Genomic DNA, 14,455 nt, shown 5'->3' with positions numbered 1-14,455 from the left:
TTACAACGAGTGTGTGGTATAAGATACCAATTTGTAAATTCTACACCAAAAGTATTTATCAAACATAATATGTAAAAAATTAAATTCTTTTTACAATGGGAATGTTGTAGCCTACAGGCTTGGCTCCAAGTTCAAATTTAAATTGTTCTACTATACGCAAATGAACTTGTTTTTGTAAATATATAATAGTTTCTTCTTTGGATTTATTTTGACCGTTTTTACTGCCTATAAGAAAATCAGGATTTTTTTTGATATATTCCCGAGCATCATTCTCATCAAATGTTTTTAGGTAAAAACTAAAATGTTCTAAAGGTTTTTCTTCAGTAAAAACTTCTTTAGGAGGCACATACTGGATTAATTCACCGCTCTTTTTTAAATCAACTATCAGCAACATATCATCATTACCATATTCATCATAGGAAAATTTAAAAACAGGGATATCTTTATATTTACCTAATAAATTTATTTCTTCTCCATCTTCAAGGCTTGATAGAATAAAATTTTTAGCGTCTGTAAGAGTATATTCTGCTTCCCACGAATTGATAATAAATATAACAGCAGAAGAAAGCATTGTTATCCTTTTATCAACGATAGACAAAAACTCATTAGTTGATTTTATTACAACAGGTCTTTCCTGTTCTAACCCTCGCATAATTGTTGAAAGGATATGGTCATTTGCTTTATTTGCTAAATCTCTACCCAACTGTTTTGCTATATAAGTTGCGTCAACATCAAGTTTTTCAGTGAAAAAGTTTTTAGGAAACCATGAATTTATACCCCAATAAGTGGATGGTTTTTTATCATCTTCTACAGTTCTAAAAAAACCAAATTTTTTCATTATACGCTTCATCTGTATACTTGTTTTATATGCTGACAAAAAATTATTTTGAAAGGATTCTATTTTACTCGTTGAAATCTTGGCATTAATAATTTGTTTTTCTTCCTTCTCTCTATAAGAAGTTACTATACCATCTAAAATTTTACGAAAAGAAGGAATTACATTGGATAATTCTTTATCATTTAATATTGTTAAATAGAATTCTTTTTTTTCCTCTATATCTTTTAAGCATTTATGAACTTTACCCTCTGCCGCAATCAAATATATTTTGTCATCAGGCCATTTTATTTTTAATCCCTCTTTTTTAGATTCAGACATTTCTTTTAAGACTTTAAGTGCTTGTATACAATAGAACAACGTTAGGTAAACATGCAAATCCATATACATCATTGTATCTTCTTCATTCGTAAAGGATATCCACCATGCCCAACCAAAGGTATCTCGCTCATCTTCTTCAATCGTTTTTATATATAAATCAGAAAGATATTGCAAGTCATTTACTGTTATGTGGCAATTAGAGAACCACTGATTAAACACCTCAATAGATATTTTATTATTTGTGTATTCTCTAAGAAACCATGCACCAAACCCCCATATAACGCTTTCTTTATAATGCTTTATTTCTTTTAATGTTTCAGCAACTGTTATTGCATATTTAATTTTTAGTTTTTCTTTATCATTCAATTGTGAGCTTGAAAGTCGCCACTTAGAATCTTTAAGCATAGTAAGTGCATAAAGATTCCCTGTTTTTGTTAAAAGATTTGTTAGTATCTTTTGAAATTTTTTAAAATCATCTAATCTTCGTTTATCATAAGCAATCTTCATAATAGTATTAAACATACCTATGAGCCCCAAAGAAAAATCTTTTAAACTTCTTAATTCATTTTCATCAAAAGGGCTTTTTTGTGATATGTTTCTTAATTTAGGTTCAATAAACCATGTAGCATATTCTTCCCAATATTTGCAAAGCACATAAACAAGGGTCTTTTGTTCCAAATCATCTCGGGTAGAGTGAACACCTTTCTTATAAATGTAAGGAATGAGGTTTATAAAAATATTGTATACATAATAATTTTTGAAAGACAAACAATCTCTTGCAACAAGTCGCAAGTGACGTATATGTGCTTCTAAAATTCGCTGGCTTGACACCTCAAGAACCTCTTCAATACTTTCTTTAAAAATTTCTTTTATTTCCTCAATTACTTGCCATCTACCTTCGGACATAAAAAAACTATTCTCTTTGATAGTAGATTCTCTACTATAAGATATCTTATATAAACCAAGAGTTTCCATAAATTTATTGACCAATGCATTTAATAATTTCAAATTTTCTACACAGATATCAAAATTTTTTTCTTTTATACTTTGCTTTAAATCTTTTTTTAAAAGAGTTATATTATTGATAAGTTCATTAAAGACATCTTCTTCAGGATTGCTTTTTTCTATAAGCACAAACTTATCCATTTTATATAATTGGTTTTTAATAGTGTTATTATCAAAGAAATCCTTTGCATAAACAAATAATATTTCTCCTTTTTCAATTGATTGCCTATAAAGTTTTTTAAATAAAAAAACTTTTTTTATATATTCTTCAGAATAACTATCTTCTAGCTCTTTACCCTTTTTTTCGCCTGCCAATATTTGTTGTTTATGAATAAAGTTTTTTAATTCATTTAAATTATAATCTGTAATATATCCTCTTTTATCTGCATAAATCTGTATATATTCTTTTTCATCATAAGTAGAAAAAGGAGCATATTGAACTCCTTTTTTTATCATACTGTTAATAAAATTAATTAATATATTTTGCCCAATACGAGTTTCAACTACGCTATCCACTCTTTTTTTAATTAAGTTATGCAATTTGTTTTGCCACATAGTAACACTTCTCTTTTCTAATAGAAAAGGGTTCAAGGTTAAATGTATAAGTTTAATATAAGGATACACTGCAGCAATAATAACGAATAAGAAATTCCAGAATTGACCTGCGTGTTTATGAAAGAAAGGCAAAAAAGAAATAGTTGTTATATAAAAAAATAAAATAGGTAAAATTTTTGTTTCATTGATGAGAACTTCTTTTTCAGTTATTATAAATCTTTCTATCTTTACTGAAAATCTTATTATGAAAGAAAAAACAGAAATTAGTAATGCTCCAAAAGTAACTGCTGCTGAAAAAAAAGCTGTTGGTTGTAAAATAAACGTTATAGGGTACTCGTTGGTAATTTTATAAATTATTAAAACAAGTACAGCGTTTATCAGTATAGATAAACCCACTCCTAACAAAAAAGCATCAAAGTTAGAATTGTAGGCGGCTTGTAGAAAATGCTTGAAAGATGTTTTTTCTGGCAAAGGTCTAATCTCTTCCATTCTAGTATCAATATGCTTAGAAAGCCAACGTAATTTATTGTCACTTTTTGTTTTAATTTTCATATACTCCGCACACCAATATCTTTATTATTTTTTTAAGGTGTTCTAAATATCTTTGAACTCTACTTCTTGCTGTATTTTTAACGCTTCTTCCTGCTGTAAAGTATTCAGATACCGCATAGTCATCACTGGGCTGGAATGCCCAAGATGATACTGCAAAGATTTTGGATTACCCGTTCTTTTTAGTCTTTCAACTGCTGCCGTATGTCTTAAAAGATGAGGATACACTTTTTTATTGATACCTGCTTGTTCTCCTGCTTTCTGAACTATCCTGAATGCTTGACTTCTGGTTACAGGGAAAAACTTATCTTCCAGTTTCAACTGTTTTTCATATGCATAAGCTCGCAACTCATTCACCAGATGTTCAGGTATCGCTACCAACCTTCTTTTCTTCCTTTTACCTATAATATCTACTGCCCATCCACCATTTATCGCAACAAGCTTACTGGGAGTGACAGAGATAGCTTCTGATACTCGTAAGCCCGTCATATATAGAAGTTTGATAAAGATAATATCCTCTTCTGATGTCTTTTCTTTAAAGCGACTGCTTGTATCATCGCTTTCACCTCTTCCACCGTAATATAAGATACCGTTCCTGAAACTGCCTTCGCAGAGCTGTTTTACCAAGTTTTGCTAACGTATTCATAGTATAACCTACCTCCTTTCTATATACAACACTTCTCAATTTTGTTGCACATAGGATAATAAAAATAGTATTTAATAAGGCCGATCATACCTAAATAAGTGGAAAGATTCAACATTATAATTAATTATGTTGCGTTATTTATAATATACAAAGCAGAGATGTATGATGAGACAGGGAAAGTTGTTGTTTTAAATAACTTATTCGTCTTTATGTTCTCCATATTTTTCTATTATACTCTTGAGCGTTGCCTGCATATAAGGTCCTATCTCATTATCATCACAGTGGCGTTCGAGAAGCTTGTTATTAGTGAAATATCTGCGTGCCTCTTCATAAAAAGGTGTTTGTACTCGACGCATAAAATCCACAAAGCCATCAAAATCATTTATAGTGCAACGTGATTTCTCCCTAAGATGTATTTTTATCGGACCATAAGTCAAAAAAGAAAGAAGATGTGTTAAGCCATCATATCCAAGAAAATCTGTTAAAGATGAAGAGCAAAAAGGCACTTTTTTCCTACATTTACCAGCATGGATAATTTGGAAATTATACTCTTTACCATCTTCCGTTACTTCCCAAATTACATAACCTTCTTTAGCATCTTCTATTACCTTCCCACAAACATCGCAATACCATCTTGTAAAAGGCTTATCCATTTTAAAACCCTCCTTATGTTATATAATTGCTCCCATATGGCATAAAATTTATCAGATAATATAACGCATTTTTTAATGAACAGTTTTTTTCAATAATTCCAATACTCGTGGTTCAGAGCAAAGCCATTCAATTCTTCCTTAATCTGTCTCCAACGGGGGAGAAATTTATCCATATATGCCCTAAAGCGGTCATTATGCTTACGTTCCAGTATATGGGTTAGCTCATGTACGATAATAAAATGTAAGCAATGCTCTGGTTTTTTAACTAATTCAAGATTAAGCCATATACGTTTAGAATCCTGATTACAGGAACCCCACCGTGTCTTCATTCTCCTGATACCCCAATCATTTAAAGAAACATCCATCTTATTTTGCCAGTATTCTACTACTTCATCTGCCACCTTGCGAAGTTCTTTCCTATACCAGTCCATCATTACCTGTTCTCGTTTATTTTTAGTGCTCCCAGGTCTAACACACAGTATTATCTTATTTTTCCCTTTAAGTTGTACATAAGGCGGTTTATCTTGATACACAACTTCTAAACGGTACTTCTTTCCCCAGTAGTAATGGGTTTCTCCTGAGACATATTCTCTTGGAGTTTGTCTTTCCTGCGCTCTAAACTTTGCTTGCTGTTTCTTTATCCAACTCAGACGTGTAGCCAACAACATTCGTATAGCGTCAGCTTTCATAAAAATAGGTGCAGTAACCCTTACCTTTCCCATTGGAGGTAAGACCGATAGATGCAAGTTTTTTACATTCTTTCGTATAACTATCGCTTCAATACTTCCCACATTTAATATATAAACGTTAGTATTCATCTTGGCTCTGATTCCTAATTATTTCAAACAAATCATCTACCTCTTCATTAGGCACTATATCCTTTAAAGCGTTTTTAATTTTTCGTTCTTTAAGCTTATTGCCTCGCCAGTATGCCTCTCTTGATTCCAGAATAGCAGTATGTACTTTAAGCGCTTTGGCTTTATCTTTACCCAGGTTGTCATAAAGAGCTCGTTTACCGTTTGTATCTATAGAGCTTGGGTAATCAGTCGACTGCTCAGGATATCTAACCTTTTTTGCTAACTCTATTAACTCTTTTAAATATTTCTCATATTCTATATCTTCCTGTTTCCGCCTTTTAACAAGATCAACAAGAATCTCCGACATATTCTGATAGTATCTCGGGTTTGTGGGCATCTCATCAATTATTAAACGTCTGATATTATTTTTAATCGTCTCTGCTGTCGCTTCTCTGCTTTGTTTTATTGTTTCTGGCAGTTTATCAATACCCTCTTTCCCTTTAGATATAATCAAGTCAACTAAAGTCATATCATCGAAGGTACTAATCTGCTCACTTTCTTCAGCTACTATGTATCTGTTAAAAAGCATACGCATAGCTGGCTCATATTTTTTCAAATCTATGTAATCACCGCTTGCAAGCATTATCTCAGTTTTCACATTAACATAATGTTTCACATCTTTCTCAATTTTTTTTGCATGCTCCTGCCTAAACCCTGCTTCTTGCATATCACTGGCTATATCAACATAAGCCCGCAAAAGACGACTTACAGCTTTGTATAGCTCCACTCGTTTAAGTTCGTTATTTTTTAGTGCTTCTTTATCCTCTACATCACCACAAAAATAATATATATACTCCTCTAACCTTTTCGGGTAAGATACAGGTTCACAGATAGCATGTACAACTTCAAGAGCTTTCTCTAAACCCTCTTTTCCTTTCTCATATTTGTCTTTAAGCAAATTCAGCACATCTTCTCTATCAAACCCTTCAAACGCGCCAGAAGTGTAGTTAACAACAGCTAACTCCAACTTCTTAAACAGATCTCTATAATCGATTATATAACCATACTCCTTATCTTCTCCGTCAAGTCGGTTTACTCTACATATCGCTTGAAAAAGCCCGTGATCTTGCATGTTTTTATCAATATAAAGGTATGTAGCAGGGGGAGCGTCAAACCCTGTTAAAAGCTTATCCACAACTATAAGAAGTTGCATTTGCCCAGGCTTCTCAATAAACTGCTTTTTTACATCTCGCTCAAAATCCTCCTTAGTTCTACCAGCAAGCATATTTTGATAAATAACATATTCTCTATCTGTGGTATTGGTAGCATCTAATCCATACGAAGTTATAACAGCACACTTATTAAACCCTTGATCCTGAAAAATTTTATAATATTGGCAAGCTTCATAGATACTGCTGGCTACAAGCATTGCATTACCTCGCCCGCTGGCAAGACGTGGCTTCCTGAAAAAATCATCAAGAATATCAAAGACAATTTTCTCAAGCCTCGACTCAGAACTAAGCAGACGTTGCATTGTCCCCCATAGTTCTTTTAGTTTATTTTTAGCAACCTCTGTCAAGCCCTTTGTTCTCTCCTCAAACCACTCATCAATCTTATCTTGCGAAACAATATTTTGTTCTACCCGTCTTGCTTCATAACGCAGATCCAAAACCATATTATCCGCAACAGCTTCATCATATTTATAAGTATGAATATAATCTCCAAACAGCAAACGACTATTTCTTTTATCATCCTTAAGTAGCGGTGTTCCAGTAAATCCAATAATCGTCGACTGAGGCAGAATATTTTTCATTGCCTTATGAAGCTTCCCCCCATGCGAACGATGACACTCATCTACAAATACAAATATATCCCCTTTAGCTTCAAAATTTTTAGGAAGGGCTGCCTTAATTTCAGAAAGATATTCATCAATATGAGTTTCGTCCCGAACTTCTCTATATCTGAACTTGTGTATAAGAGAGCAGAGGAGCCGTTTATTACCTGTGTTAAGTTGCTCTATCAGATCACGACAGTTTTTAGTTCTATAAATATCTTCATCAACACCGAAAAATATACCTTTTATCTGTTCATCAAGTTCAACCCTGTCAGTCAACACCAGAACACGTGCTTTAGAAATATTCTCAAGTATCCATTTAGCAAGCCATACCATAGTCAAGCTCTTACCACTCCCTTGAGTATGCCATATAATACCGCCCTTATGCTTTTTTGCAGAGAGCTGAGCAGCTTTAACACCAAAATACTGGTTATGCCTGCATATCTTCTTTATTCCGCTATCAAATACAATAAAGTCATGGATTAAATCCAAAATTCTTTTCTTATCACAAAGCTGTGTAATTTGCCTATCCAGAGAACTAAGCTCTACCAAACCTTCCTCTTTCCACTGGTGAAAATACTCCTCTGGACTTTCAATCGTTGCGTAACGCAGACCCTCTGTATCGTTTCCCGCCATAACAATCTGTACAGTTGCAAAAAAAGGTTTAATATACTCATCTTCCTGGTTACCAATACTTTGACGAACACCTTCAACCACAGAAACAGTACTTCTTTTAAGCTCTAACACACCCACAGCTATACCGTTTATATACAAGACAATATCAGGCCGTTTCGTCTTGTTTCCCCGCACTGTTACCTCTTCAGCTATAGCAAAATGGTTCATCTCTGGGCGTTTCCAATCTATCAACCAAACAGTTTTATATTGTTCGTCAACCTCCTCACGCACCTTCATACCATAACGTAACAGGCCATATACCTCTTTATTGAGCTCGTACAAGCTTTTGTTCTGCTCAGATACTCGACGAAACTCTTGAATAGCGCGGTCAATCAACTTCTCACTATAAGATCTACCCGAAAGAAAAGCACGTAAACACTCCTCCTCAAAGTTGCTATTATCTTCTCTCTTCTCCCAATTACCAAGATAATCATATCCCAGCTGAGTTTTAAACAACTCAATAACACGATTCTGAGTTTCCCGCTCCTTCTGTCCAACTGATGGAGTCATATCAACCTCACTTTTCCTGTTAAAAGAACCTGCATCATTCCTTGTTTAAGCATTTTATACTTAGATAACTTCTCTTCCAACGCTTCAATCTCAGCATCCATATCTGAGAGTATAGTTGCTATAGCCGTTTGTTCTAACATTTCTGGCATCAGTATCTCTAAATCAACTAAATCATTACCATAAAGGTGATAAATGGTGATTCCTTTAGTTCTTTGTGCTATACGATTTTTATAAATGTGGGTTATACAATAAGCGAGAAAAATAGAGTTATACGATGAGTTACCCAGTTGTCGGATTATGTTTATGTCTCCTCCGAGTTGTACATTGTCAATCAATATAGCAGAAGCTTTAGCTAAATCAATTCCTACTGTAGTTGTTGACCCTGGCATTAAAACATCTCCTCTCTCTGACAATCTACCTTCTTTAAAATTAGTCCGACTATATGCCTCATCAATTTTCTCACTATATGTTGTAAAAAGTTCCCCATACAAAATGCAAGGGTACTCTCCTGATAAAGATAATTTCTCTTTAGATAATCCTTGCCCCTTAAAAATTTCAGCTATCTCCCCCAACTGCTTCATCTCCCACCTACCACTAAAACCTGATAAACGACGCTTACCTGTAAGCAGTTCCTGCATAACGCCTTGTTTGATAGCTTTCTTCTTAACAATAAGCTTATCAAGATTATCAATAAGAGAATCAACATCAGATAATACCTCAGCAATAGCTGTTTGTTCTTGCTTTAATGCAGGTAGAAATACTTTAATTTCAGCTAATTCATCTTTCTTTAATCCTTTAATCACACCACCTTGAGATTGATTTCGCATAAATTCAAATAAACCACGCAATACATACGCTACAAATATTTTACTAAAGCTTTTATTTACAGTGAGAGCAGCAATGCCTCGCCCTAGACAATATGTTCTATCCGATATTTGCAGATTCCCAATGGTAGCCCTAATGCAAAACAGTAAGTCACCTCTTTTTGATACACGTATCGGCTTATTTGTATACTGAGTTATCATTATCCCACTCTCTGTTAAATCTTTAGCTCCGTTGAGCAAAGGCATATCTCTGTAGTTTGAGCTGTATGAGTTGCCTGGTGGTGATTGTCCCATAGTTAGAATCCCAAACTCTTCAAGATTTTTTATCATCCAATCTTCAGGAATAACTCCGACCTCAGTTAATTTGTACCCTTTAGGTATTTTCTCTTTATCTGGTTCCATTGTTTTCTTCTCAATCGTAAAGTTGTCTTATATGTATAACAATCTATATTTAGTGCAACCGCTATCTTTCAAACCCCATATTTAATAAGTGATTGGTTACCTTTTCAGTTAACTCCTCGACATCCTTTGTTGTAGAGGGCAAAGGATCAGCATAACGGTCAGCCAACTCTTTTATTCTTGAGGCAAGTTTTTGAGATAATGCATCTACCTCTGCTTCTATAAGATTTTTAATCCCATACATCCATTTCTTTTCAACCACAAAGGTCTTAATATCTATTTCTGTTAACGCTGGATATTTAAGCAACACCTTGCCTTCTAACCTCTTAACCATATCTTTAATAGATTTTTTAGTTTTCGCTTCCTTATTCATAAGAGTAACATACTCTTCTAATACTCCCATCTCATCAGAGTAATCTGCATCGTCTTTAATCTCTTTTATACGTTGCTGTACGCTTTTACCTGTTATCTTATCATTCTCTATAACTTCAGAAAGAAGTCCTTCTTCCCCACCATATTCTTCTCTCATCTCATCCATCTCAGCTTTAATCTGCTCAAGATCTGAATTCAGCCCTTCAATCTTCTTTTGTTCATCAGCAAAAAAAGTTTCAATAGTCAACCCAATAGGGATTAAACGCCCTAAAAGGCCTTCCAACCCTTCAATATCCTTCCCCTTTGCCCCTTTCCGCAGACGAACAACCTCTTTTCCTGACTTCCAACCATCAGCAGTAATAATATGGGTGTCGTCTTGCATTACTTCTTCCCAATATGTCATCAAACACTGGTATATATCGTACTTATCTACAAGCGGGGTATCAGAAAACTTTTTTAACAACTTATCACTAATATTCTGTATAATAACTTTTGGGCGATCTGTAGCTCCAAGTTCCTTAAGCTTAGCAACAACATCCTCTTGCCAAGACTCAAATTTATTCATAATTGTCCCACGAAAACTACTAAATTCCTGGTGAGAAAATATGGTTTGTTTTACTTCATCAGGTGAAACGGAAAGTTTGCTATATCCTTCTCTTAATTCTGTAAAAAGCGCTTCTTTAAGTGAAGGATATACCTGCCAGTAAGCGTTGAGAGATGCAATATCAGCGTTAGGAATCCCACCCTTAAGATGTGCTTCTATATCTTGTATATCCTCAGCTTCCTGTGTATCTATGTAACGAGGGATATTTAAATTATAATCGTTCTTCTCAACCTCTCCCATCTCAACAAATCGAGAAAATTTTGGGATCTCAAGTTGTTCTTTCCATACATCAACAATTCTTCTGATATCCCTTTCACGCAAGCGATTCTTATTGCCGTCCTTAATGAAACCTTTAGAAGCATCTATAACAAATATTCCTTTTCGGCTATTAGCTTCTACCTTATCAAGCACTACAATACAAGCTGGGATTCCTACACCGTAAAAAAGGTTTGCAGGTAACCCTATAATGCCTTTAATATACCCTCGCTTAATAAGGTTCTTCCGTATATCTTCTTCAGTATTACCTCTGAACAATACTCCATGAGGTAAAATAACAGCACCTTTACCTGTGCTTTTAAGAGACCTTACTATATGTAGAAGGAAAGCAAAATCACCATTTTTCTTTGGTGGAATCCCGAACCCATCAAATCTTTGATATTTGTCATCTTCAGGGTTAAAACCGCTTCTCCATGCTTTATATGAAAAAGGGGGATTAGCTACTACGTAATCAAAAGTTCGCAACTGGCCACTCTCATCTTTAAAAAGTGGATCAGATAACGTACTTTGCCCTTTTTTTATCTCGGCTGTTGGCTGGCCATGTAGCCACATATTGAGAATTGCAAGCGTTGCAGTAGCGTTTTCTTTCTCTTGCCCATAAATAGCTATACCTTGAGGTGTTTCGTCTGCAACCTTTAAAAGCAAGGAACCGCTACCACAGGTTGGATCATAAACAGTCCAGGTTTTATCTTTAGCTTCACTTGCATCAATCACTTTAGCCATTACACGAGATACTTCAGCAGGCGTATAAAATTGTCCTTTACTTTTACCCGATTCAACTGCAAAGTGTTTCATCAGATACTCATAAGCATCACCTAAAAGATCGTCTCCTTCTGCTTTGTTTTTGCTAAAGTCAAGCTCTGAATTATTGAATATTGTAATCAAGTTAGAAAGGCGGTCCTGCATCTCCTTACCTTTCCCTAATTTATCCTCATTATTAAAATCAACTACATCAATAACCCCTTTAAGTCCATTGGCTTCTGCCAGCTTGCTCAAAACCTTGTTAACCTCTTCTCCAATGTTAGTATTACCTATGAGCTTTACAAGATCCTTAAATCCCCCACCTTCGGGAATAACCACAAGCGGATTCCTCTCATCAGCATATTTATCAGACACGTACCTCACAAAAAGCAAAACAAGAACATAATCCTTATACTCAGAAGCGTCCATACCACCACGCAATTCATTACAAGATTCCCATATAGAGCTATACAATTGACTTTTCTTAATTGCCATTACTCTCACCTTCCTGTAAGGATTCTGTTTAACATATACTTTTCTTATCTGTTTCTGCTGTTCATTTTATCAGCATGGTATAGAAAATACAAATAAAAAGAATTAAACTTTATTTCTGAAAAGGTAAAAGAACGAGCAAGATTAGGATAAAAGCATCTTACATATCGACTCATTAATCCTTCCGAAAGTTATTTAACCATAAAACCTATATACTACCTTATCTTAAAAATTATATACTACCCATATATTTCTTTGTACTCATATATTATTAATATATTACTTTTCTGATTTACTAATTAAAGAAGATTTTTCTTACCATTATTAACCTGTTTAAAACAGGAATTTATCTAAACAATGGCATTACAGATTATAAACTAATATACTTTGAATTTAGTATGCGGTTTTATGGAGAACAGAACGGAAAGCATCGCTACGAGGCTATCTTGAACGGTATTACCTTAAAATATTAGCACCAGCATATCAAAAACAAGCGATCATCAACTGGACTACACTTTCTCTTTACAGGTAAAAAGAACGCTTTATTTTTTATCTCTGGATATATCTGTGATTAAACATATATTGAGATTTTACATATAATAATCACTATTATATTCTGTCTATACTATATGCTTTTGGCTTTATCGCTGTAAACACTACCCTTAATTCCTTAATTTATCTTAATTTGGAGACAATTAACCTATTGCTTCTACAGGTGTAAGTGTTTCGCAGGTTTTTAATTTTTAAATCTACTTTCGCTGGCATTCTATACACATTAATAGATTTTCTATATTCTGGGGAAGTATTACAGAGTAACAATCAACTTGTCTTCGCCTGTTTTAACACCAATGAGAGAGTAGGTAAATATGGGCAAGTTTTAATTGGCAAGGACGAAAGTACTTTTTATGTATGCCAAAAAGTATGCCAAAAGTATGCCTTTTTTTTAAAAATACAGCTGTTTTTAGGAAGAATTTTATAAATATTTACAAGACTATTAATCTTTATAAATGCTTGATTGACAAAGGTTTAAATAGATTTCTGGCATGGAGAGACCTCGTATTGTTTTCTATATCACTGGACTTAGGATCCAGTGGGGCGACCCATGGGGGTTCAACTCCCCCCTCTCGCACTGCCTTGTGTATCAAGGGTTACGCAACTTCGACCTCTGTAAGTTCCTGAGAAAAATCCTCCAAGGGTGGCAGAAAAGTAGCAGTAACTTCATTTTTCTCATGCTAAAAAAACGCCTTCTTGCGCTAAAACTTCTGTCCTAAAACTCGCACACAAAAATTAGACAAAACAAAAAGCCCCCCTCACCTGTCATCCTTTCCCCCAGAGGAGAGGAGGGATTAACCCAAGGGTAGAGGGCAAAAAAAGGGTGCATTTCTTTACGCTTTCAATTATCAACCTTGATTGTAAACCCCTGAGGATTACTTCGTATGTCCTCACAAAGGCAGAAAGGAATAAATTATTGTATCCAGTTTTGTCTGATATTTCTTAAACTAATAAGAAAAAGAAAAACACAAAACCCAGTTAAAACAAGAAGGTTGACTTCTATTGGGATGTAACTTGTTTGGTTGATAGAAAAGTGAAGTAAATCTGCCCCATAAGTCAGCGGCATAATATAGGCAAGCGGTTTTAGAAAGACAGGTAGTTTGGAAATAGGAAAGAATAAGCCACATAAAAACAACATTGGAAAACGGAAAAAGTTTGAGAAAGTTTGTGCCTCAAAAACTTCGCTCACAGAAACAGCAATAAAAAGTCCAAGAAAAGTAGAACTTATAGATATAAGGATTATTGTTAGTGTTAAGGTGAACCAATCTATTTTAGAGAGAGAAAATATTAGAGAAGCCATAATAATTGGTATGAAAGCATTTATAATACCAAAGAGTATCGCTCCAGCAGTTTTAGCAAGCATAAGCAGTTCAAGAGACATAGGTGCAAGAAGCAGACGTTCAAATGAGCGGCTCTTCTTTTCGAATGTTATTGTAACCGAAAGTAAACTTGTTGTTCCAAAAAGTATTGAAATTCCTATAACCCCAGGAAGTAACTCTGGTAAGCTGCCGAGACCTTGCCCTGATTTAATAAAAAACATACCTGTCCAGGCAAGCGGAAAAATAATCCCCCAACTTATATTGGGAGGTTTTAAATAGTAGGTACGAATATCTTTCAAAAGTATATTACAGAAAGCTATCCATTTTTTCATTTTTTTCCTCTTTTATCTGTCGTTTTATGCCTTCTCCCACCCGCTTTGTCACCTATGATGCGATAGTAAAAAAGAGATTCCGGATCAAGTCCGGAATGACATACAAGGGGCGTTTCCTATTTTATCGCTCTGCTATTCATTTTTTTTAGCCTGCCAACTACCCC

8 protein-coding genes are annotated in these 14,455 nt (G+C 34.5%); all 8 read right to left on the bottom strand.

The annotated features are described in order from the left end of the window. Positions 1 to 79: 79 nt before the first annotated feature. The 8 genes from M0P98_07615 to M0P98_07580 all read right to left on the bottom strand — a co-directional run bounded on the left by M0P98_07615 (position 80) and on the right by M0P98_07580 (position 14,291). Positions 80 to 3,268 carry a hypothetical protein gene (locus M0P98_07615; protein ID MCK9266723.1) on the bottom strand — a complete coding sequence of 1,063 codons (3,189 nt, stop codon included), beginning with the start codon at positions 3,266 to 3,268 and terminating at the stop codon, positions 80 to 82. 42 nt (positions 3,269 to 3,310) lie between these two features. Next, positions 3,311 to 3,892: a site-specific integrase gene (locus M0P98_07610; GenBank protein ID MCK9266722.1), complete on the bottom strand. Its 582-nt coding sequence runs from the start codon at positions 3,890 to 3,892 to the stop codon at positions 3,311 to 3,313. Positions 3,893 to 4,108: 216 nt separating this feature from the next. Next, positions 4,109 to 4,564 carry a hypothetical protein gene (locus tag M0P98_07605; GenBank protein MCK9266721.1) on the bottom strand — a complete coding sequence of 152 codons (456 nt, stop codon included), beginning with the start codon at positions 4,562 to 4,564 and terminating at the stop codon, positions 4,109 to 4,111. A gap of 89 nt (positions 4,565 to 4,653) precedes the next feature. Next, the gene (locus M0P98_07600) at positions 4,654 to 5,382 is read right to left on the bottom strand and encodes a M48 family metallopeptidase (GenBank protein ID MCK9266720.1); all 729 of its coding nucleotides are present in this window, start codon (positions 5,380 to 5,382) and stop codon (positions 4,654 to 4,656) included. Further along, positions 5,372 to 8,380, bottom strand: coding sequence for a type I restriction endonuclease subunit R (locus tag M0P98_07595; protein MCK9266719.1), 3,009 nt, complete (start codon positions 8,378 to 8,380; stop codon positions 5,372 to 5,374). Before M0P98_07595 ends, M0P98_07600 begins: the two co-directional genes overlap by 11 nt. Continuing rightward, entirely contained in the window at positions 8,377 to 9,606 is a 1,230-nt protein-coding gene (locus M0P98_07590) for a restriction endonuclease subunit S (GenBank protein MCK9266718.1), read from the bottom strand. The genes M0P98_07595 and M0P98_07590 overlap by 4 nt, the downstream gene beginning before the upstream one ends. A gap of 61 nt (positions 9,607 to 9,667) precedes the next feature. After that, complete coding sequence (locus M0P98_07585; GenBank protein ID MCK9266717.1) at positions 9,668 to 12,091, bottom strand: type I restriction-modification system subunit M; 2,424 nt, start codon at positions 12,089 to 12,091, stop codon at positions 9,668 to 9,670. 1,462 nt (positions 12,092 to 13,553) lie between these two features. Then, on the bottom strand, positions 13,554 to 14,291 hold the full coding sequence (locus M0P98_07580; protein ID MCK9266716.1) for an ABC transporter permease: 738 nt from the start codon (positions 14,289 to 14,291) through the stop codon (positions 13,554 to 13,556). Positions 14,292 to 14,455 lie beyond the last annotated feature (164 nt).

This window comes from bacterium (assembly GCA_023230585.1).
Classification (GTDB): domain Bacteria; phylum Ratteibacteria; class UBA8468; order B48-G9; family JAFGKM01; genus JALNXB01.
This window is presented reverse-complemented; position numbering and strand designations above follow the sequence as displayed.

What these genes read in the sequence shown, in the direction of transcription:
- M0P98_07615 (MCK9266723.1), bottom strand. Translation starts at nt 3,268, where the DNA reads ATGAAAATTAAAACAAAAAGTGACAATAAATTACGTTGGCTTTCTAAG.
- M0P98_07605 (MCK9266721.1), bottom strand. Translation starts at nt 4,564, where the DNA reads ATGGATAAGCCTTTTACAAGATGGTATTGCGATGTTTGTGGGAAGGTA.
- M0P98_07600 (MCK9266720.1), bottom strand. Translation starts at nt 5,382, where the DNA reads ATGAATACTAACGTTTATATATTAAATGTGGGAAGTATTGAAGCGATA.
- M0P98_07595 (MCK9266719.1), bottom strand. Translation starts at nt 8,380, where the DNA reads ATGACTCCATCAGTTGGACAGAAGGAGCGGGAAACTCAGAATCGTGTT.
- M0P98_07590 (MCK9266718.1), bottom strand. Translation starts at nt 9,606, where the DNA reads ATGGAACCAGATAAAGAGAAAATACCTAAAGGGTACAAATTAACTGAG.
- M0P98_07585 (MCK9266717.1), bottom strand. Translation starts at nt 12,091, where the DNA reads ATGGCAATTAAGAAAAGTCAATTGTATAGCTCTATATGGGAATCTTGT.
- M0P98_07580 (MCK9266716.1), bottom strand. Translation starts at nt 14,291, where the DNA reads ATGAAAAAATGGATAGCTTTCTGTAATATACTTTTGAAAGATATTCGT.